Below are 20,606 nucleotides of genomic sequence, written 5' to 3' on the forward strand. Positions count from 1 at the left end.
GCATACGGGAGCAATGCCGCATTTTGTTTATCTGATTCAATAACCCTTTGAACCGCAGAAGTAGTTTTCTGTTAGATGCCTTTGACGAATTCCCATAAGCAAGAGAACAGGATAGTGGGTGTTGCTGGTAGGGGCGTGTCCGCCTTCTAAGAGAGCGGGGGGGCTTTCTGTGAGTCTTTGTTGTAAGAAGCACGAAAACAAAAAGCCCGCTTAAGTTTCCTTAAGCGGGCTTCTTTAATTTGGCTCCTCTGACTGGGATCGCCTTTGCCAGTAACTGGCTAATAAGTAAGCTAAACCTGAAATTCCTTTCTGTCAAGACCACCAGAATGACCACCAATCGAAGCTGGTACATAGAACTGATATGAGCGATCTCGCAGCATGTAGTGCTCATTATTATGAACACTTTTACAAGGAAAGTTTGAGTTTGTCCCCGCGATGTGACCGTCAGGCTCAGTATTATAAGTGGTCGTTCATTTTGATAGCCTATCAAAAAGGACCTTTAACGTAGGTAACAGCCTGTATGAATTAACTCCTGCATCTTTTTTCGGGCTGACAACCATCCAGACCGCAACCCCTATAATGACTGACCCCATAATAAAACCGTTGTTGATGGTTTCACCCAGCGCCAGGTATCCCCATAACACGCCAAACGGAGGGATTAAGAATGTTACTGTTAATGAACGTAACGGCCCGACATCGGCAATCAGGCGAAAATACAGAATGTAAGCAAACGCAGTGCAGAGCGCCCCCACTGCAAGAACGCTTATCCATGCTTCTTGCGATAGCCAGTTCACAGCAGGACCGGTGCTGGTGCTCCATATGAAAAAGGGCAGCAGAAAAATAGATGCACCCAGTTGGCTACCGAAGGCAACGATTTCAGGATCGAGTCCACCTTTGTTTGAAATCCAGTTGCGTGTCAGAAAACTGGCGATCCCATAACAACCTGTAGCGATCAGGCAGGCAATAACACCGACAATTTGCCTACCAGCAGACTGCGTTTCTCCAATTGTGGTGATCACAGTGATGCCGACAAGCCCCAGGAGTACGCCAGCCCATTTACGGACTGTCAGTTTTTCCGCAAAGCATAAAGAACCAATGAGAGCCCCCATCAAAGGTGTTGTTGCATTCAAAATAGCTGAATACCCGGCAGGGAGCCATTTTGCCGCAAGGCAGTACATCAGGAAGGGCAACCCGGAGTTAATCACGCCAAGTATCACTGAGGACCTGAATTTATTTTTAAAGTCAAAAGAGGATTTAAACATGAGCAGAATGACCGCGAGGCCTGTAAAGCCAAATAACACTCGTAGAAAAGCAGTATTAATAGCGCCGAACTGCGGCACGGCTATGCGCATAAAAAGAAAGCTCGCCCCCCAGATAGCGGCAAGCAGAAGTAACCGGAGATAATCAGCAACACGCATAACGATTCCTTTTTATTTGAAGAGGAAGTAACAGCGAAACTTTGAACTATGTCAGAGATACCGACAAACAAGATTTTTGTTTATAATTAAGATTTTCTAACTCACAACATGGCCAATTATGAAACTGCCACCTTTACAAGCACTTATGTGTTTTGAATCTGCTGCAAGGCACATGAGTATGAAGGCCGCAGCCGAAGAGTTATGTGTGACGCCCAGCGCTGTCAGCCAGCAGATTGCGAAACTGGAAAACATGACTAACATCAGGTTATTCTTTCGGACTCCTCGCCGTCTCGAACTGACAACCGAAGGGCGCATTTATCTGCGGGCGATACGGCCCGCTTTCAGCCAGATAGCAGAAGCAACACAACGCTTAATGAATGAAGGAAAAAGGAACAAAGTTACGGTCAGTTGCACAAGTGGGTTTGCCATTCAGTGGTTGCTGCCACAGTTGCCGTCATTTGAAAAAGCCAATCCGGGTGTGGAAGTGCAAATCAGCACCACCAACAGACGCGTTGATTTACTGTCTGAAGGGATTGATTTCGCTATCCGGCACGGTGCTGGTAACTACCCCGGAATGGAGTCCGAGTGCCTGGTGAACGACGGACTTCTTCCGATCTGTAGCCCGCGGTTAATTGCACCGGAAGAGGGACTCTCATCACCGAACGATATGGCAAGGTATACACTGCTGCACGATGAGCACCGACTTGACTGGGGAGTCTGGTTTCGCGCCCTGGGTATTGCCGACGTGAATACTGACACCGGTCCCGTTTTTGTTGATTCCAACGGTGTGATTGAGGCTGCAATCGCAGGTAAAGGTATCGCGCTTGTTCGCAGTGCTCTTGTGCGCGAAGAACTGGAAAGTGGCATGCTGATTAACCCGCTGGAAATGCCGATTAGTTCACCAATTGCGTATTACCTGGTGTACGAGGAGTCCGCCATATTGCAGAGGATAAGTCGCCGCTTCCGTGACTGGATAACGACTACAGCAGCAGCCAGGAATGAACATTCAGATATGCTAGGTAATGTCAGATTGCATCACCGCATTCATCAGCGCCAGAAGAAGATGGACCAGTGCTGATAATCCCATCAGTACGGTGATGGGGTCTTCTGTGCATGAAAATATCAATCCCGCCAGCGCGATACCCACCAGGGAACCTGTCTGCCTGAAAGTGGTATGGATTGCTGAGGCGGTACCCGCTGTGTCCTGCGTTCTGCCGGCAAGTACGGCTGCGGTCATTGGCGGTACGGCAAACGCCACGCCACCTGCGAGCAGGGCCATTGAGATAAAGACCAACAGGGTTATCTGTCCGTTTAGCAATATCATTCCTGCATAACCCGCGCTGCCTGCGAGAAGGCCTGTGACCATTTGTTTTTTTATTCCCCAGCGCCGCATTAACCGCCCGGCGGACAGATTGCCTACGAAGAGAAAAAATGCCAGCGGCAGAAGCGCCATACCGGACTGAAAAGGCGTGTAATGCCAGTACTGTTGCAGAATAAGGCTGAGCGCATACAGGCTGCCAAAATAACAGACGTTGATAAAAAAGCCGCTGAGGTTGGCGAGATTAAATGCCGGGCTGCGAAAAAAAGCTAACGGCAGCATGGGCGACGCACTCCTGCGCTCCACCATGACAAAACCTCCCGCGCATAACAGTGATGCCAGCGCCATTAACGGCAGCGCACTCTGGCCCCATTCCTGTTCCGGGAGCTGTATCAGGACCCAGCTCAGACAGCCCAGGGTGGCCATCGCCAGAACCTGTCCGGTGAAATCCAGCGCCCGTAAACGGGATGGCAAGGCAGCAGGCAGCAGCCTGTAACCGGAGCAGATGCCGTACAGGCCCACAGGCAGATTGATGAGAAAGATGCTGCGCCAGCCGAAATCCCCCACCAGAACACCGCCAAGCACCGGGCCTGCCGCCGCCGCAACGGACACCAGACCGCCAAACATGCCGATGGCCTGCTGTCGTGCATGCCTGTCGGGCCAGCCCGCTGATAAAAGAGAGAATGAGGCCGGAATAAACAACGCTGCGCCAGCGCCCTGGAGAATGCGGAAGAGAATTAGCTGCCACATAGTCACACTCATACCGCACCCGAGTGAAGCGCAGGTAAACAGGACAAGCCCGGATAACCAGATGCGGCGGGAGCCATAGCGGTCAGCCAGCGTGCCTCCCGACAACATCAGGCCACAAAGCGACAGGTTATACGCATCCACCGCCCAGGTTATGGCGGAAACCGACGCATGGAATTCGGAGCGGATGTTGATGGTGGCAATATTAATCACATTCACATCCAGAATGGCCATAAACATCCCGGCGCAGAGCGTAACCAGGACAATGAACTGATGTTGTTCATGTGGGACTGTGGGCGGACCTTTCATTCTTTTTTCCTGTTGGCGAACCCGGGTATGAAGTGTAAAAAGAAAAGGCATACCTGAAAACGCAGCGGAAACAGGCACCCCCGCTGCAAAAATGCCGGGGGCATTATGAACTGGGATAATATCCGTTACCTGCTGGCGGTCGCCAGGACGGGAAGCTTACGTGCTGCTGCTGTCAGCCTGAATGTTGACCAGGCCACGGTAGCCCGCCGCCTGCGCCACATGGAAGAGGAGCTCAACACCGCTTTATTCAGCCGGTCTCCGGAAGGTTACCGTCTGACGGAATACGGGGAACGACTGTTGCCGGATATTGAGCAGATGGAAGCCACGGCGGCAATAATAGAACGTAAAAGCGCAGGAATGAACGCATCCCTGGCAGGAAAAGTCCATATTGCTTCGACGGATTCGCTGGGCAGATGTTTTATCCTGCCCGCACTGGCAGCCCTGAGGCAACGGCACCCTGACATCCGGGTAACGCTTTCCACTTCTCCTGAGATTGTGGATATCCGGCGGGGGGCCGCTGACCTGGCGGTACGTAGCGCCCGTCCGTCAGACGGCAATTTAATTATCCGCCGTCTGGCAACCTTCCATCCGGGTTTATATGCATCTCAGGAATATGTTACCCGACGGGGTCTGCCTGTACCCGGCAGTGCATTTTCAGGCCATGACCTGGTGATGTTTCCCGAGACGTCTGTTCCGCAGTACTGGCAGCGGCTGTGCGGAGAGCCGCTGACAAACGGACATTTTGTGCTGGAGGCAACGTCTCAGTGGCTGCTTATTGAAGCGCTGCGCCAGGGGCTGGGCGTGGGGATGATGGCCAAAGAAATCGTGCAGCGATGCTGTCCTGAACTGGTCAATGTCATGCCTGCGCGCAGCGAGCCAGCCGATATCTGGCTGGTCGTCAATCCGGATGTCTGGTCAGCGGAGCGCATTCAGGCAGTCATTGCGGCAATCAGTACTGCTTTTGAGGATATCTGAGCCGTTACTGGTTAATTCAACGTTTATTTGCTACACCATTTACTAAATAACTGCCTGTAGCGACAGAGATTTTTCCGGATAAGCGCAACGGAAGTCACTCCTCCGGCTGAACATATTCTGTTCAGCGATAACCTGTCTGGTTCATAAGCTCAGCCTCCCCCGCCAGCACCGCCGACCAGCTCCCACCCAACCCCATTTCACCACTGCGAAGTAAGGGGCGCTACGCCTGGTTATGCAGGGGGCGATTTTTTCTCCCGTGTGCCTTTCGTTTCCGTATTCGCTTCCGGTTAATCGTTTCCCGTTGCAACCCGTCCCGCAAGGGTGAAGTGCACGCATTCTGCGCCCCTGCGGGACAGAACGACGTCGGGAAAGCGAACCGTCAGGCGATACGAAGACGAAAATCACACCACTGACGGAGAAAAAATCATGTCCATTTCCCTGCACAACCAGACTACCGTCCCTAACACCGCAGCGGCGACCAGCGTATCGTCGCTGGAGCGCTCAGGCTCCTCAAAAACGAAAGGGTTGAAAACCCGGACAGATATTTACCAGATCGTGACAGACAGCATCATTGAAGCCCTGGAAGCGGGTGTTAAACCGTGGTTCTGCCCGTGGCAGCGCGTACCGGGCATGTCAGGATTACCTTCAAACTACGCGACTGGTGCTGCTTATAGTGGGATGAATATCATGTTGTTGTGGAGCAGTGCGTCAGAACAGGGATTCAAGGATTCACGCTGGATGACCTACAAACAGGCAAAAGCGGAAGGTGGGCAGGTACGCAAGGGAGAACACGGTACGACCGCCATTTTTTACACCACGCTGGAGAAGGAAAATGACGACGGAGAAACTGATTATATCCCAATGCTGAAGACGTTCATCGTGTTTAACGTTGAACAAATTGACGGTTTGCCTCTGACAACGGAAACAATCAGCCCGGAAGCAACCTTTGACCCTTTGCCGCAGGCTGAAAATCTGTTCCGGAAGAGCGGCGCAAATATCGTTGAGAAAGGACAAAACGCCTTTTTCAGCCCCTCAAACGATGAGGTCTGGCTGCCGGAGCGTCACCTTTTTTTTGATGCTGCTAATTTCTACGCCACCGGCCTGCATGAGCTGGTGCACTGGAGCGGTGGTAAAAGCCGCCTGAACCGTGAAATGAAAGGAAGGTTCGGCAGTGAGGTGTATGCATTTGAGGAGTTGATCGCCGAGCTGGGAAGTGCGTTCCTGATGGCGGATCTGGGGATTGACGGAGAGGTTCAGCATGAAAGTTATATTGCGTCATGGTTGAAAGCACTGAAAAACGACAAGCGTTATATCTTCAAAGCTGCCAGTGCGGCATCTAAAGCGCACCGTTATCTGATGGATAAGGTCTGAGTGAAAAATAATGTGTCGCAAGGGAATGCGGCTTTAGCCTATACCGTGGCCGACAGAATGAGTGATATTTCAGGAGATATTAATTTTCCTGCGGATATTCCGGGTATCAGATACCCGGAATATCCGCAGACTGCGGGTGCGGGCGGCAAAGAGCCCGCACGACCCGCAAACGGTATATCTACACTGGCATTGTAGTAGTGTAGCAGGTGACGAAAAAATCAGGGTTCAATGCAGACACTACAGTCTAAAAAAGAAATTTTAACAGAAGAAAGTTCCAGAGAGTTTTCTTCTGTTAAAAGAAATTTCCAGAGTCACTGTTTTTAATTATGGCCTAAGGTCTTCTTAAAATGATAAGTTGCAAACCAAAACCGATAAAAAAAAGAGAAGAAACTCTGCTCACTATCTTACCTGAGTTTTGGTGTCTTGCGAAAAATCCAGAAATATAACTTGAACAGAATATTAACAGTAATTCTATCAGTACTTTAACAAGTACAACTAATATGCCAAGAATGAACATCTGGATCTGCGGATGTGCATCATCACTCTGTACAAACATAGGTAAAAAGGCCATAAAAAAGAGGGCTGCTTTAGGATTTGAAATATTAACTAAAAAACCACTGGCAAAACTTTTTAAGCGTCCCTCTTTGATTTGTGCAGGGATCAATAAATCCTGTGAACTAAAAAATAATTTTATACCGAGCCATATCAAATATGCAGCACCTGTATATTTGATAAGTGTGAACATTGTCTGGGAGGCGAAAATAATGGCAGAGAGTCCAATTGCAACAGCACTGACGTGTGTCAGCGCCGCAGTCCATAGACCGACCGCCCCCCAAAAAGCAGACAATCTTCCGGAACGACTGGATTTTGATAAAATGAACAAAAGATCAGGACCCGGTGTAATATTTATCAGCAATGCAGCAGAAAGAAAAGCAAACCAGTACTCTATAGTCACAATTGTCACCTTTTATCTTTGCCTTAAACAGACATTCTTATAACATACCGCCCGATGTAAAATGGCGCAACTGAAATTATTTCATGTATTTCTCTTGTCCTGAAACTGCGCTACCAAAATTAAGTTTATAATGGCTGGCTTCATGCCTGACCTCTTTGGCTGCATCAATTATAGTGTCATAATCAACGGGGCAATATTTTTCAATATATTCTCTGGATATTTCATCAACATTAAACGGCCAGTCATTTTCTGAAAACTTTAATCCATCAGAAATCATTCTTTTCCCATAATAGTTTTGTGGAGTAGGTAATATGGGTTGTATTTCTATATCACTGATTAATCCTTCTTGTATTATTTTTTTAATCCACTCAATAGTTTCCCTTAACGTTGATTCCGTCTCAAACTCAGTCCCAAGAACGAATGAGCCATAGACATAGATACCTGTTTTTTTGAGTTTTCGCAGCGCTGCATAATTTACATCAACAGAATCTCGCTTACCTTTCATCATTTTTAACGTATGATTAGATCCTGATTCAAGACCAATATTCATCTTAAAAACGTTGAGTTTTTTAAGTGTACTCACCAGTTCTTCATTTCTGACGATATCAAGGGCCTGACCATAAATGAAAAAGTAAGGATCAAAACCAAGGTCGTAAGGTCTGAAATTAACCAGTTTTCTCATATAAGAGGCAAAGCTTGTAAGACTATCGCAGACTTCATAAAATAATTCAGCATGTATTTGCTGATTTGCTAATTTCACTTCTTCCCAAAACCGGTGTGGACTGGAAAATGAAATGTCCAGCAGCATATCACAATGCTTACATTTTATTTTCTCATTGGCACGACTACATCCTCTCACCCGATTCATTGTGGTTATACCAGATGGTAATGCACCATGATGCAAATGTCCGAATGACTTTTTATAATTATTTAAAGCTGTTGACCAGATGCCCTCAGAATATAGCAGGCGGTTTGTTGCAGGAAAAATATCTAAAGCATTATCTCTGTCCCGGTCACCGAGTAATTCATGGTTAAGTATGCCAAGTTTATGTTTGTCCGTATCATAATTGAAACCTGTAATATCACCATTTGCATTTCGCCATGTCAAGGACGGTATATCAGAAAAATTACAGTCATCATATGCAAGTTTTCGTATTAGTTTTTCTAACGGGTATTCTCCATACTCTGCACCTAACACAAAATCAACTTCTTTTCGATATTGCAGTATTTTATATGATAACTGAGAGGCTTGGTCATTTCCGAAAGTTGTATATGCACCAATTTTTTTTGCCTCTGAAGCAATACGAAGGGCTGGAGCATAAGTTGGTGCAAGAACACTAATCCCAACAAACCACGGCTTAAGCCGTTTTATGTCTGATAAGATTTCTTCCTCTCCTACGATCCCACCATCACTACATATGACTTCAAATTCAGGAATCCTTTTTTTTAACCATGTCCCAAGAACTAACATATTGAGAGCAGGGAAGCACTGCTCATTTGCAATTTTTGACATTGTTGGATCATTCGGAGCATTAACTAAATAAATAATCATTGTGTTAAGACCTTTCTTTTACCTTAGTAATAAATCTTACAATGTTTATAGAATACTCCCACTATCCAGCAGTGCTGGTATATGAAATGACTTTTTGATATAAAACAACAAAATGGTTAAATGGATGACTGTGAGTTTTTTCTGTATATGGATAGTGATAATGTAAAACGTTTATTTGCAGTAATATCTGTCAGCAATACTTAGCAAATCCAATAATACCATATAAAACATAATGAAAAAATCTCATTATAGTTTATGCTTTATTGGTTTCCCGACTGAAATATTATTGTAATCATGCGCAGTATTCACCTGAGATAATGGACGGGCAGGTAAAGGACAATATATTTTTCTTTATGGTAACTATTCTGAACAGAGCTCCATAACAGTGTATATATAACGATACTTGATGAGATCCCATCACTGATTTTTGTCATGAAAAACTGACACGCCATGAGCAGTCATTTTCATGCTTACTATGGGCGTCACTGATGGACGTCAGACCCTGCGTCCATCGGCGACGCCCACGGATGACGCCCATGAACCGGTTGCCCGCATCCCGCGTGCATGCTCGTTATCCGCGATTTCAGATACCCGCCGACCCGCAAGGGTGAAGTGCACGCATACTGCGCCCCTGCGGGCCAGAACGACGCCGGGAAAGCGAACCGTCAGGCGATACGAAGACGAAAATCACACCACTGATGGAGAAAAAACCATGCCCATTTCCCTGCACAACCAGACTACCGCCCCTAACGCCACAGCGGCGACCAGCGTATCGTCGCTGGAGCGCTCAGGCTCCTCAAAAACGAAAGGATTGAAAAGCCGGACGGATATTTACCAGACCGTGACAGACAGCACCATTGAAGCGTTGGAAACCTCCTCACAAAATCTAACATCTCCGCCATATCGTAGAAACCAGAATCTCAATATCATTTTAATCTTTAAAAACAAATGATTAGGAAAAAAGCATCATACTCTACTCTTATCGTATCGTTCAAATTTAGTAACCACAGAAAAAAACGTCTAAAATTTAACCATATTAAAACTAAATGGCAAACTCAAAACAGGAGATAAAATGATAAATAATGAAGGTCTCCTTCAAAAAATTCCAGTAGCTCAGTACCTTAGGATGTCAACAGATCATCAGCAGTATTCTCTCCATAATCAAGCAGACTTCATAGCAAAGTTTGCCGAGAAGCATAATATGGAAATCCTGCACACCTACGATGATGCCGGGAAAAGCGGAGTATCAATAGCCGGTAGAGACTCATTGAAAAAGCTGGTATACGATGTTATGGAGGGCATCATAAGCATACAGGCAATTCTACTCTACGATGTAAGCCGATTCGGACGTTTTCAGGAAACTGACGAAGCGGCCTACTACACTCACCTATTTAGGATGCATGGCGTTGAGCTGATATTCTGTGCAGAACCTTTGCCGACAAAAGAGTTCCCTCTGGAAGCCTCAGTCATGCTAAATCTGAGGAGAGCTGCGGCAGCAAGTTTAAGTAAAAATATTTCTGATAAAGTATTTCTCGGGCAAGCAAATCTAATCAGACATGGGTATCACCAAGGAGGAATTGCCGGATATGGATTACGTAGAATCTTAATTGATGAAAAAGGGAATATAAAAGAAATTCTTTCTTTCGGCAAACGCAAAAGTATACAAACTGATAGAGTAATACTTGCTCCTGGCCCAGCAAAAGAGGTAAGAATAGTAAATTTAATTTATGACATGTTTATAGAACAATACATCCCAGAGTTTCTTATTGCAGACAAACTGAATAGAAATGGAACACTTGCCGAAAATGGTACTCTATGGACTCGCAGTAAGATCCACACAATACTTACAAATGAGAAGTACATAGGAAATAATGTTTATAACAGAACATCTAGCAAACTAAAAACAAAAACAGTTAAAAATCCCAAAGAGGAGTGGGTTAGGTGCAATAAAGCTTATAAGAAAGTTGTAAGTATCAAGAAATTTTTGAAAGCACAAGAGATCATCCAAGCTCGTTCTAAAAACATGACAAATGAGGATCTTCTTGAATATTTAAGGCTAAAACTAAAGGAAAAGGGAAAATTATCAGGTGTAATTATTGATGAAGATGATTTTGGTCCTTCATCATCAATCTACAAAAGTCGATTTGGTGGGTTGATACGAGCATACCAATTGATAGAGTACAAGCCTGAACATGACTACACCTATCTTGAGATTAATAATCAATTAAGAGTTTTTTATTCAAAGTTAATTGAAATATTCAAAACTGAAATTGAGAATTGCAATTGTAAGATAGAAGAGGAGCCTAACACACAAGAATTTATAATAAATAACAATATGTCCGTTTCCGTGATTATATGTAAATGTAAGAAACTAAAATCAGGGAAACTTCGCTGGAAAATACGGCTAGAACCCAATCATACTCCAGACATAACTATAGTTATCAGAATGGATAGCGAGAACAAGCTGCCAGTAGATTATTTCATTTTGCCAAAATTAGACTTTAACTTCACTAAATTGATTATTAAAGAAAACAATCCTGCATTGTTTGAATTATATAGATATGACGATATTAATTTATTTTACCGCCTATTAAAGAGAACGCAAATAAGGAAACTATATGCAGCCTAGAACATTCCCACATCAGATAGTAATGATCAGTATAGATCAAATAAAAATCATAAACCCACGTTCTCGTAATAAATTCATTCATGATGGAATAAAAGAGAGTATAAATAAAAGAGGATTAAGTAAACCTGTCACTGTGAGGCGTATAGAGGATCCTTTATATTCATATGCACTTGTATGCGGCCAAGGAAGAATAGAAGCCATATTAGGGTTAGGGGAATCCTTAGTGCCAGCAATCATTCGAGACATCAGCGAAGAAGATGCTTACATCATGAGCCTTGCTGAAAACATAGTTAGAAGAAAACCTCGCTCAAATGAGCTGCTTGAAGTAGTAAGAACAATGAATAAAAAAGGGTTAAGTGACAGTGAAATAGCAGAAATACTCGGCTACTCAGGAAGCTGGGTTTCTTACATAAGAAAATTATTGGAAAAAGGGGAGCATAAATTACTGAGTGCAGCAGATAGAGGTGAAATCCCACTTTATCTAGCTGTAGAGTTTTCTAAATGCAATAATGAAGAATCCCAGAGGTTATTAGTAGGTGCATATGAAAAAAAACTAATTAAGACAAGAGACATACAAAAGATAAGAGGTATTCTTAACCAACGACAAGAAGGAAAAAAAGGAAATAGTATAATCTCTTTCTCACAAAAGAAAGACAGCAGGAGAATGACTACGGATGAACTAATGAAAATGTATAAAAATGTGATACATGAACATAGATCTATCTTAGAACATTCTGATTTTATAAAAGAAAAGCTGACAGTAATAAACGAAATATTCACCAAATTGCTACAACATGATTCGTTTATAAAATTAGCATATGAAGAAAAATTGGTAGAGATACCTAATCATATTCTTGCTGCAATAAATGGAGATAACAAAAATGATTAAGCAAAGCTTTTCAAATGAATTTATGCATTTAGATGTGTATAAACTAACACCTTCAAAACCTCTTATCCATAACATTAAGAACTCAATTAAATATCAGCAGATAAAAACATCTATTGCAGAATTTGAATTAGTTGAACCGATCTTGGTATACTTCGATAAAAAAGAGAATGAAATTCGAATCCTAGACGGACATTTAAGAATTGAAGCAATGAAAGAATTAGGAATTGAAAAGGCTGCATGTATAATATCAACTTTAGATGATACATTCACTCCCAACAAACACGTCAATCATATGAACCCTATACAAGAATATAAAATGATAAAAAAGGCTTTAACTAAAGTTTCTGTTGAAAAGCTAAGTGCTGTGCTGGGAATCTCCGTTGATAATATTATAGGGAAAACAAATCTTTTGACCGGGATAGACCCTATAGTTATTTCTCTTTTATCAGACAAACCTGTCCCTAGAACTACATTTTCCATTTTGAGAAAGATGAAGCCAATCAGACAAATTGAAGCAGTTGAATCAATGATAGGCTTTGATAACTACTCTCGAGGGTTGGCTGTATCGATGCTTGATAACACTCCGGCGCATTTACTGGCAAAAGAAGAAAAACAACCGCTTAAAAACAATCAAGCCAAACAAGCAATGCTACGTCTTGAAAGAGAAATGACTGTAACCAAAGAGGAAACTAGCAAGATAAAAAATGAATATGGGGCGAATACTCTAAAGTTTTCGATCGCCAGGTCCTATATTGATTCTTTGCTATCAAGCCCTAAAATACTCCACTGGTTTCTTGAAAATGAGCCACAATACCTTACTGAACTCAAGAATATATCGAAGGTAAATTCAATAGATGATATTAAGCCGCAAACAAATGAAGATCTATAGAGTGCGTCAGAAATCTGTCTGCGGAAACTGTCAGTGCGAGTCCGAGCCAATACACCTCATGAGAAGAGGTGCAGAATGTCCGCTTCACGCCCTGAGACATTCGACAAGCTTTTTATGGCTTCAGTAAGGGCGAGTGTCGCGCTTCGAGAGCCAGCAAATACTTTGCTTCATCGTACTGGGTTCTGGTCTTCCAGCAGCGGTAAATGATCCTTATCCATTTAAACGCCAGAGCCCGGATTGCAGACTGGTGAGATTTTCCTTTTTCTCGCAGTCCCTGATAATAAAGTCTGGCCCAGTATGATGAGGTAACCGTCTTGGCAGCCCATTCAACAAAGGTCTGCCTGACGAACTTGGCACACTGCCATCGCCAGTGAACCCAGGATTTCTGGCCGCTTCGTTCTGTCACCGGTGCAACACCTGCGTAGTTTTGAATTTCTTCAGCGCTGTTAAACCGGTCACGGTTATCACCAAGTGCAGCAAGCATCCGTGGGCCCATACACGGCCCCATGCCCGGAAGTGATTTGAACAGCCCCGCATCTGGCAATGTGTCAAACAGCGCTTCGATTCGTTCGTCATAGGTTTTGATGATTTCACTCACGACTTTAATTTGTGTCGCCAGTGCTGTTGCCATCAAAGCATTAGCCTCTATAACACTCGGGTCTGTCGTCAATGGGATCGCGTTATCAATACTCGCAACACGCTGCTCGGTAAGGGCTATTGCGCGGCCACCTTTGGCATTCAGAAAGTTGCGGATCGTGTCGCGCCTGGCTCGTTTAAGTTGTTGCAGACTGGGCCATCGTATAATCAGTTCACACAACAGTAAGCTACCCCGATGTGAGAACCACTCCAGGGGCTGAGGATAATACTGTTTAAGCGTGTTGATTATACGGTTCACAAAACGGCGTTTATCTTCAACCAGTTGACGACGCTGCTCAACCAGTTGCTGGAGTAACCGGATATTCGCATTGTCGGGTTCAATGGCTTTTATCTTTTGGGGATAACGCAGCATTAACTCTAATGCCAGCTCTGCATCCTGCGGGTCATCTTTAGCGCCGCTGGGAGAGAAGGCTTGCCGGTAACGAGCCAGTGACAAAGCGTGGACGGGGAAAACGGTGATAAAGGGATATTTTTGAAGAGCATATACCACGGGTCCCTTCTTCAGCTCGAGAGCTATTGCGATTCTACCTTTTACCTTCTGGTGTAACTCAGTAAGCCAGGCATCAAGCGCTTCTGCTGTATGTTCAATCACATGGAATACGCGTTCGCCGTTTTTAAACTGAACACAGACATCGTGTTTTTTATCTGCCCAGTCCAGACCAACGTGCGCAGCAAACTGATTAGTCACAGTCATCACCAACTCCTTTTTATCGGGGATTGGTATGCATTCCACGCTCTTCGAAAGAAATATAGCCAGCAGTTTATCTGCATGCCCTGAGTATTCGTTAGCGAACGTGGAGCACCTACTGGCTCGAAAGAAAAGCGGCGATCATCGCATGATTCTCGCTCAATATTCGTAACCAGTAAGCGCATACCCTGAATCACTTCAAAGTGTAATTCTCAGGGTGCGAATGACTATATTTCGCTAAAGCTGCCTGTCAACTGAGTAGGTGAGCTGCACTCATTTTTGTTGGCGATGGTCAAGTGATTAGCAAACGGGTAGTCAAGTAAGATGCAATTACGCAGTCGTGGCTGAAAGCACTGAAAAACGACAAACGTTATATTTTCAGGGCATCCAGCGCAGCCTCAAAAGCACACCATTATCTGATGGATAATGTCTGAGTGGAAAATAAGGTGCCGGCAGGGAATGTGGCGTTAGTCTTATATCGGGGCCGACAGAATGAGATATATTTCAGAAGATATTCATTTTCCTGCGAATAGTCCGGGTATCAGATACCTGGACTATTCGCAGGCTGCGGGTACGGGCGGCAAAGAGCCCGCGTATCCCGTTAGTCTCTCCTGCAGCCTTTCGCCCCATGGCATCATCCCGCTCATTCGGACCACGATATGGGGCGAATGGACGGGGCAATCCGTATAAAATCCCGGTGTTGTTTTTGCCATGAAAACTTATACACCAGGAACTGCCGTTTTCATGCGGGTATGAGCGTTGCCTGTGGGCGTCACTGATGGACGTCAGACCCCGCGTCCATCAGTGACGCCCACCGATGACGCCCATGAAACCGTTGCCCGCATCCCGCGTGCATATCCGTTATCCGTGCTTTCAGATACCCGCCGACCCGTGGTCGTCTGCCATCTGAAACGCCCGAATCACAGGCAACGGCGTGTGCCATGACGTTCGGGCTGGACGCCCTCACTGCCTGTCACATGGGGGTAATGTCGCAGCTGGACGCCACGCCAAAACCCCCAAAGTCAAAGGCGGCACACCGTCACGCGCTACGCGCGACCAACCCCTTTAAGACGCGCGTTTCGCCTGTTTTTTCTCGCAAGCTCCAAAAAACGGGAACGCTGCTTTAAAGGGGTTGGTCGCGCCTGATCGGTAATATTCCCCGCTGGGGCGGGAAATATTACCTGGCTTGACGGTGTGCGGGGCAAGCCCCCCAAATAAACCGCTGTCGTGGGCGACAGCTTTTCGCTCGCTGGGGCGGCGAAATTTATTCGGCTCCCCCCGGTCTGCTCAATTCGCTTTGGGCGAATGTTCGCAGGTGGGCGCGGTGCCTGAAAATTAGCAATTTCTGCGAAATTGAATTTTCTGTCCGCGCTCCACATGCTTATTTTACGGCTTAGCAATTTCTCCGAAATTGAAGCCAAAAATAAGCACGCCTGAAACCCGCCGTCTGTCAGTCTGTGGCGTCATTCGATACATTATCAATGTTTGTGATTCACATCTGTTCGCGGGCTATTTCAGCCCGGCATTCTCGTTCAGAGTTTAATACCGCATGATAGGTATCATCATCGACTTTCGTTCCCTGACTTTCGGCATACCGCCTGAGCTTCTCGGCGTCCGATTCATTAAGCTGTGACAGATGATGTCGCAATAAACCGATAAATCGGCTTTCATAGATCTCGTAATAAAGCCCGCATCCCTGATTGGCTTCTTTTGACAGAGAATCATAGATACATGTGACAGATATTCTGTCGTGATGCGTTGAGTGAATATTGGAAATAAATAGGTCTTCTTTATTCACTTTTGTTTCTCCATGCAGGGAATATATTAAGATAACGGCTAGGATTGTATTACCATCTGAACCTGCCAAACCTGGAAAGGATTTTATTCACCGCCTCCGGGTCAGCACTGGCGCATTCCCCCAGAAAATCTTTTCTGGCATTCAGTGTGTGGTTGGGTAAAAAACCGTGTTTATTCTTTTTAACGATTTTAAAGAAAGCACGCTCCGCAGAACGGCATTCGCTTCCTCCACTGTTTCCGGTTGCTTTACCGTACATACAAAGCACCACTTCGCACGGGTCAGCAGCGAAAGAATAAACAGGTGTTCCGGCGACAATGCACAGCATTGCCGCCACAATAACGAAGTATTTCATGATGGATTCTTTAGCCTATGATTAATTTCAGGATGTGAGAGGAGGATTTAATGTGAAAAATAAATGCGAGTGTCGCTGCATGTCAGGCATCCAGAGACAGGTTGATATTCAATAACGCCTTTTGCACCATATCGACGCAGCCAGTTTTTTGCAGTAAAGAATTCTGCGCCTGATGTTGTAGCAACAACAATACGTGCAGAGTGGGCGGCCGCGTAATATACGGCGGGCGTCCAGTGTGTCTCATTAAAATTCCGTGTGTGAATGGATAATAACCATGTATCTTTAACCATCGGAGAAAGAATAATTACCGGGTTGTCTCGCCATTGAGGTAAACCGGTATTGACTGACTGGCCCGGTTTATCCCATTCAACAGTAACCGGTGGCGGGGGTGAAGAACAGCCGGAAAGTACCAGCGAAAATAGCAGCATATTGATAACCTTCATCATGCTTTCATCTCCTCAAAAAAGGCGCTGCGGTGCAGTGGCCGGAAATAAATATCATTCATCCGGCGCATATTACCGTCCAGGTCGATACTCACGATAACGTCCAGACTGTCCAGCACCTTGCGTAACATAAAGGTGTAAGGCAGCCGGGCGCATTGCGGGTTTTCATAACAGCGGGTAATAAACCCGTCTACCGCTTCCATTGCTGAACCGGCATGGACAGAGGTCATACTGCCTTCATGGCCGGAACCGGTTATCTTTAGAAAATCCCAGGCTTCACCGCCGCGTACTTCGGTTAATAGTATGCGGTCGGGATTCATGCGGTAATTCCAGCGCAGCAGGCTGGCGGGCGTCACAATTGACCCTTTTTCATCTGCCGATTCTGACGGATAAAAAAGGTGGACGTAGTTTTTATGAATAAATAGGGTGATTTCTGGATTATCTTCAATGGTCGTAATACGAAGATGGCGCGGAATAAAACCAATCAGCATCTTCATATAAGTGGTTTTCCCGGTACTGGTTTCCCCGGCCACCGCAATGGTTTTGCCGTACTCCACGCACTTTTCCATAAAGCGTGGAATATCTTTTGCGTTATACAGGGCCAGTAATTCCTGATCGTGCGTCTGTATTTTTTCTGTGCCCGTCACCCGATTATAAAACCCGGCGGCGATATAGTCCTGATGCGGGATTTGCACCTGTGAGGGTTTACGCAGGGTGATGGACACCGTGTTACGCTCACAGGCCGGGGGCACAATAACCTGACAACGTTCGCCGGATTCCAGCGTGGCTGACAGCCCCGGCTTGATATCTTCGATATTGTCGCCGTGATGCTTCGCCAGGCATCTGGCGAAGTTGTAGCAGCCCTCATAATCCAGCGGGACGGTGTGCTGTTCCCAGACGCCGTTAATTTTGGTGAAAAGCTCACCCGGGCGGTTGACGGCGATCTCTGTCAGTCCCTGGCGATCCAAAAAATCGCCAAAAAATCGCTGCTTATAGCGGTCGAGAGAGAGGTTTTTCATGTGATATCCTTGAATCGGATGAACGTATGGAGGGCGCATGTCGAAGACGAAGGTACTGTTCGCTTATTGCCATGAACTGGGGCGCTGCTTGTCCATTGATGAAGCGCGAACGGAATTTTTTTCCAGAAAGCCGGAAGAAAGAAAGCGGTTCACTTTTTCCTGTAGCGATCGCAACTGTAATGTCACCATTAGCGGCGTTAACTATCACGTCAAAGCTGAGGATGGCGAAAAATTCAAGGCTGCACACTTCCGTTCCCCCCATCCTCACAAGTTCGGATGTGAATGGATCGCGTTCACCGAGGGTGCCGATCAGGACAGACGGCCGGACGAATCAGAGGCTGATTTCACGGAAAGAAAAGCAAAGCAAAAGCTGACGGACTATATCAACTGCTTTGACCCTTCGATTGATGATCCTGAGGGTGAGCCAGCTGATCCCCTGAAGCTTGCCACTCCCGCTCATGTAAAAAAACCTGTCGGGGATGATGAAAAGTCCGGTGCAGATGAAGAGCCACGCTGGAGTCGCTATACGCGAACCAACCAGCTGCAGCGACTGATCGACACATGGCAGGAAGCGAAAGAAACGCTGCCTCAGGATGAGTTCAGGGCATTGAGACTCAGGATCATGCATCACGGTCAGGTCTATCTTCATGAATATATAACGCATATTCAGCGAGGATTGACTAACCCCTACGCGGGCGTCATCTATGGCGGTGGGACCCTGATGCATCGGTATGGCCGGGGTTTTCTTATTAATTTCTTTGATAAATATGAGGGTAAACCTGTTCGCCTGTATGTCAGTAAAGATCTGATGGCGAAAGGGCGATTTGGTCATTATATCGATGAAATTTTGGACACAGAGAACGTCAGATATTTCCGTGTATTTCTGCTCAATCCGGTTGTTTTTGAAAGGGAAAATAGCGCAGGAAAATCCGTTATCAACCTTGAAATATCAAAGCTGCGCCAACTGGCGATTTACTACGAGCTGAACTCCAGCAGGGTAGATGATTCTCCATCCCCGGAGCAGGAGGGGGACAGTTCGGCATAGCGGGCTAATGTCGTCACAAGAATGATAATATCGGTGATGTCAGGCAGCGATATCTGCTTATGTGCCAGCCGGATATCGTCTGAGGTAAAAGGCGGTACATCCAGAGAACCTTCACCGATGGTGAGGCAGAACGTTTGTTCTTCCCCAAAGTCAATGATGAGCTCTGTCAATGTGCCCCCGGCACGATAACATGTCATGACTATTCTCCTGATCCCGGTAAGGTGTGACATTACGTCGTTGACTACGGCATTGCTGTAATCGTCCCTGACGATGACGTCTGTCGCGGTGACGCCAAACAGAAACTTTCGATTATTCACTCTTCAACCTCAGCGTATAGATGCCGGAAAAATCAATATCCCGCCCTGTGATCAGATTGATGATCTCCCCCTGATTTTTGTCGAGGGTCGGTGGGATATTGATGCTGTTTTCCAGCGTGGTACGTGCCATATCCGCCATGGCCTGACGGCTGTTTTCGGTATAGTCTGTATTACGATCTTTCTGACCGGCGCTGTTGGATGCCCATGCCCCAATATCAGGGATCATACCAACCAGTAATGCGCCGCCGAATCGCTCCCTGAAATGCGTGTCGATCCAACCGTCAACGCCAGCCTCGCCGAGCTCCCCAGCTGCGCGAGTGTCGATCAGCGGAATATCAAGATAAGGGGGCTGGCGGGTACGCAGTTTTGTGATGATGAGAAAGGCGCGTCCCTGTCCTTGCATCATTCCTGTCTCTGCACCAGTCTGATAAACGCCTGAAGCCGTGGTTCCTTTTTCAATCAGTTTGGTATTACCGCTGGCACTCCAGATATCGTCGGCGATCGTGCAGCGGATTTTCCCCGCCCGATCCGAGACAAAGCGGTAATCCAGTGAGCAGGGAATAGCGGTATTTTCCGGGACGTACAGGTCCGGGTTGTAAGGAATACGCCGCACTGCTGCAGGGGAGGGTTCCAGTGGTGGCGCGGTGGTGTTTTGCTGATCAGTAGATGACGTTCCTGACTGTTGCATGTCAGAGGTTGCCTGCGTCATCTCCTGCTGCCGGGTCCGTACCGGGTTTTGGGCCGCAGCGGCTGAACCATCGCGCCGAACCAAAAAATGGGCTTTATTGAGTTGAGGCGGCATTTCAGGCTCCGGGGCTGTCGTCATGCGCGGGCTGTTTTCTGCCGGTTCCGATGCTTCTGCTCCGGTATCTTGCGTACCCAGATCGGTGCGCTGCCGGTAATCGCTGCGGTTCGGCTGTGGCGCAGCATCCTGCCGCTTCTCTTCACCGGGTTGCCAGAGCAGATTGCGGTATATCCAGTTGCCCGCCCATGCCAGCGCAATCAGCGCAACGGCGGCGAGTGCCAGAAACGCGGTGGCTTTCCCGCGCCTGCGCTTTTTCAGTTTGTTTACGGCGGGTTGTAGCGGATCGTTCTCTTCATCGTCCTGCGCGGTGAGAAGCGTCGCTTCCCGCTTTGCACGGGCCTCGTGCTCCAGCGTGGCAATATCATCATCTCGTTGTGCTGGAGAAGGCTCTGCGCCATCAGGCACCGGATGCGGGTGTTCATCGTTCATC

The 20,606-nt window shown here is 46.4% G+C and carries 18 protein-coding genes and 2 pseudogenes; 10 read left to right on the top strand and 10 right to left on the bottom strand.

All coding sequences use genetic code 11. The annotated features are described in order from the left end of the window. Nucleotides 1–470: 470 nt before the first annotated feature. A complete protein-coding gene (locus EC836_RS11025; protein WP_123332961.1) occupies nt 471–1,418 on the bottom strand; it encodes a DMT family transporter in 948 nt (315 codons plus the stop codon). Nucleotides 1,419–1,536: 118 nt separating this feature from the next. Between EC836_RS11025 and gcvA the strand changes: the two genes are divergently transcribed. Then, nucleotides 1,537–2,496 (top strand): transcriptional regulator GcvA, encoded by a 960-nt coding sequence (gene gcvA / locus EC836_RS11030; protein WP_123332962.1) that lies wholly within the window; start codon nt 1,537–1,539, stop codon nt 2,494–2,496. Here gcvA and EC836_RS11035 read toward each other — a convergent pair. Further along, nucleotides 2,434–3,792: an MFS transporter gene (locus tag EC836_RS11035; RefSeq protein ID WP_158612780.1), complete on the bottom strand. Its 1,359-nt coding sequence runs from the start codon at nt 3,790–3,792 to the stop codon at nt 2,434–2,436. The genes gcvA and EC836_RS11035 overlap by 63 nt on opposite strands. A gap of 105 nt (nt 3,793–3,897) precedes the next feature. Here EC836_RS11035 and EC836_RS11040 point away from each other — a divergent pair, with 105 nt between their 5' ends. The 3 genes from EC836_RS11040 (at nt 3,898) to EC836_RS24615 (ending at nt 6,333) form a co-directional block, all read left to right on the top strand. Next, a complete protein-coding gene (locus tag EC836_RS11040) occupies nt 3,898–4,767 on the top strand; it encodes a LysR family transcriptional regulator (protein ID WP_123332966.1) in 870 nt (289 codons plus the stop codon). A gap of 426 nt (nt 4,768–5,193) precedes the next feature. Beyond that, entirely contained in the window at nt 5,194–6,138 is a 945-nt protein-coding gene (locus tag EC836_RS11045) for an ArdC family protein (RefSeq protein ID WP_123332968.1), read from the top strand. Further along, complete coding sequence (locus tag EC836_RS24615) at nt 6,139–6,333, top strand: hypothetical protein (RefSeq protein ID WP_148050368.1); 195 nt, start codon at nt 6,139–6,141, stop codon at nt 6,331–6,333. 136 nt (nt 6,334–6,469) lie between these two features. Here the strand turns inward: EC836_RS24615 and EC836_RS11050 are convergent, their stop codons facing one another. Together EC836_RS11050 and EC836_RS11055 are read right to left on the bottom strand one after the other, a co-directional pair. After that, complete coding sequence (locus EC836_RS11050; protein WP_158612781.1) at nt 6,470–7,093, bottom strand: LysE family translocator; 624 nt, start codon at nt 7,091–7,093, stop codon at nt 6,470–6,472. 76 nt (nt 7,094–7,169) lie between these two features. Beyond that, nucleotides 7,170–8,645, bottom strand: a complete 1,476-nt coding sequence (locus tag EC836_RS11055) for a radical SAM protein (RefSeq protein ID WP_123332972.1) — start codon at nt 8,643–8,645, stop codon at nt 7,170–7,172. Nucleotides 8,646–9,357: 712 nt separating this feature from the next. Between EC836_RS11055 and EC836_RS11060 the strand changes: the two are divergent. The 4 genes and pseudogenes from EC836_RS11060 to EC836_RS11075 all read left to right on the top strand — a co-directional run. Further along, nucleotides 9,358–9,543, top strand: a pseudogene (locus EC836_RS11060) (DNA primase); the annotation flags it as partial. A gap of 174 nt (nt 9,544–9,717) precedes the next feature. Then, nucleotides 9,718–11,274: a recombinase family protein gene (locus EC836_RS11065; RefSeq protein WP_233599236.1), complete on the top strand. Its 1,557-nt coding sequence runs from the start codon at nt 9,718–9,720 to the stop codon at nt 11,272–11,274. After that, entirely contained in the window at nt 11,264–12,163 is a 900-nt protein-coding gene (locus tag EC836_RS11070; protein WP_123332974.1) for a ParB/RepB/Spo0J family partition protein, read from the top strand. Before EC836_RS11065 ends, EC836_RS11070 begins: the two co-directional genes overlap by 11 nt. Continuing rightward, nucleotides 12,156–13,052 (top strand): plasmid partitioning protein RepB C-terminal domain-containing protein, encoded by an 897-nt coding sequence (locus tag EC836_RS11075; protein WP_123332976.1) that lies wholly within the window; start codon nt 12,156–12,158, stop codon nt 13,050–13,052. Before EC836_RS11070 ends, EC836_RS11075 begins: the two co-directional genes overlap by 8 nt. Nucleotides 13,053–13,164: 112 nt before the next feature. Here the strand turns inward: EC836_RS11075 and EC836_RS11080 are convergent, their stop codons facing one another. After that, nucleotides 13,165–14,403: an IS110 family transposase gene (locus tag EC836_RS11080; RefSeq protein WP_123332978.1), complete on the bottom strand. Its 1,239-nt coding sequence runs from the start codon at nt 14,401–14,403 to the stop codon at nt 13,165–13,167. Nucleotides 14,404–14,735: 332 nt separating this feature from the next. On the opposite strand from EC836_RS11080, the pseudogene EC836_RS25120 reads away from it, so the two are divergent. Then, nucleotides 14,736–14,831 (top strand): annotated as a pseudogene (locus EC836_RS25120) (hypothetical protein); the annotation flags it as partial. Nucleotides 14,832–15,889: 1,058 nt separating this feature from the next. On the opposite strand, the gene EC836_RS11100 reads toward EC836_RS25120, so the two are convergent. Genes EC836_RS11100 through virB11 form a run of 4 tightly spaced genes read right to left on the bottom strand, consistent with a single transcriptional unit; the run spans nt 15,890 to nt 18,009 of the window. After that, nucleotides 15,890–16,195, bottom strand: a complete 306-nt coding sequence (locus EC836_RS11100) for a dpoa decarboxylase (RefSeq protein WP_123332980.1) — start codon at nt 16,193–16,195, stop codon at nt 15,890–15,892. Between the two features lie 49 nt (nt 16,196–16,244). Then, nucleotides 16,245–16,547: a TrbM/KikA/MpfK family conjugal transfer protein gene (locus tag EC836_RS11105; RefSeq protein WP_123332982.1), complete on the bottom strand. Its 303-nt coding sequence runs from the start codon at nt 16,545–16,547 to the stop codon at nt 16,245–16,247. A gap of 47 nt (nt 16,548–16,594) precedes the next feature. Beyond that, on the bottom strand, nt 16,595–16,993 hold the full coding sequence (locus EC836_RS11110) for a cag pathogenicity island Cag12 family protein (RefSeq protein WP_123332984.1): 399 nt from the start codon (nt 16,991–16,993) through the stop codon (nt 16,595–16,597). Further along, entirely contained in the window at nt 16,990–18,009 is a 1,020-nt protein-coding gene (virB11, locus tag EC836_RS11115) for a P-type DNA transfer ATPase VirB11 (protein WP_123332986.1), read from the bottom strand. Before virB11 ends, EC836_RS11110 begins: the two co-directional genes overlap by 4 nt. Before the next feature lie 37 nt (nt 18,010–18,046). Here virB11 and EC836_RS11120 point away from each other — a divergent pair, with 37 nt between their 5' ends. After that, a complete protein-coding gene (locus EC836_RS11120; RefSeq protein WP_123332988.1) occupies nt 18,047–19,054 on the top strand; it encodes a hypothetical protein in 1,008 nt (335 codons plus the stop codon). 309 nt (nt 19,055–19,363) lie between these two features. Here EC836_RS11120 and virB10 read toward each other — a convergent pair whose 3' ends face one another. Next, nucleotides 19,364–20,605, bottom strand: a complete 1,242-nt coding sequence (virB10, locus tag EC836_RS11130) for a VirB10/TraB/TrbI family type IV secretion system protein (RefSeq protein ID WP_123332992.1) — start codon at nt 20,603–20,605, stop codon at nt 19,364–19,366. Nucleotide 20,606: the final 1 nt, after the last annotated feature.

Source organism: Erwinia sp. JUb26 (assembly GCF_003751505.1).
GTDB lineage: Bacteria > Pseudomonadota > Gammaproteobacteria > Enterobacterales > Enterobacteriaceae > Erwinia.

What these genes read in the sequence shown, in the direction of transcription:
- EC836_RS11025 (WP_123332961.1), bottom strand. Translation starts at nt 1,418, where the DNA reads ATGCGTGTTGCTGATTATCTCCGGTTACTTCTGCTTGCCGCTATCTGG.
- gcvA (WP_123332962.1), top strand. Translation starts at nt 1,537, where the DNA reads ATGAAACTGCCACCTTTACAAGCACTTATGTGTTTTGAATCTGCTGCA.
- EC836_RS11035 (WP_158612780.1), bottom strand. Translation starts at nt 3,792, where the DNA reads ATGAAAGGTCCGCCCACAGTCCCACATGAACAACATCAGTTCATTGTC.
- EC836_RS11040 (WP_123332966.1), top strand. Translation starts at nt 3,898, where the DNA reads ATGAACTGGGATAATATCCGTTACCTGCTGGCGGTCGCCAGGACGGGA.
- EC836_RS11045 (WP_123332968.1), top strand. Translation starts at nt 5,194, where the DNA reads ATGTCCATTTCCCTGCACAACCAGACTACCGTCCCTAACACCGCAGCG.
- EC836_RS11055 (WP_123332972.1), bottom strand. Translation starts at nt 8,645, where the DNA reads ATGATTATTTATTTAGTTAATGCTCCGAATGATCCAACAATGTCAAAA.
- EC836_RS11065 (WP_233599236.1), top strand. Translation starts at nt 9,718, where the DNA reads ATGATAAATAATGAAGGTCTCCTTCAAAAAATTCCAGTAGCTCAGTAC.
- EC836_RS11070 (WP_123332974.1), top strand. Translation starts at nt 11,264, where the DNA reads ATGCAGCCTAGAACATTCCCACATCAGATAGTAATGATCAGTATAGAT.
- EC836_RS11075 (WP_123332976.1), top strand. Translation starts at nt 12,156, where the DNA reads ATGATTAAGCAAAGCTTTTCAAATGAATTTATGCATTTAGATGTGTAT.
- EC836_RS11080 (WP_123332978.1), bottom strand. Translation starts at nt 14,403, where the DNA reads ATGACTGTGACTAATCAGTTTGCTGCGCACGTTGGTCTGGACTGGGCA.
- EC836_RS11105 (WP_123332982.1), bottom strand. Translation starts at nt 16,547, where the DNA reads ATGAAATACTTCGTTATTGTGGCGGCAATGCTGTGCATTGTCGCCGGA.
- EC836_RS11110 (WP_123332984.1), bottom strand. Translation starts at nt 16,993, where the DNA reads ATGATGAAGGTTATCAATATGCTGCTATTTTCGCTGGTACTTTCCGGC.
- virB11 (WP_123332986.1), bottom strand. Translation starts at nt 18,009, where the DNA reads ATGAAAAACCTCTCTCTCGACCGCTATAAGCAGCGATTTTTTGGCGAT.
- EC836_RS11120 (WP_123332988.1), top strand. Translation starts at nt 18,047, where the DNA reads ATGTCGAAGACGAAGGTACTGTTCGCTTATTGCCATGAACTGGGGCGC.
- virB10 (WP_123332992.1), bottom strand. Translation starts at nt 20,605, where the DNA reads ATGAACGATGAACACCCGCATCCGGTGCCTGATGGCGCAGAGCCTTCT.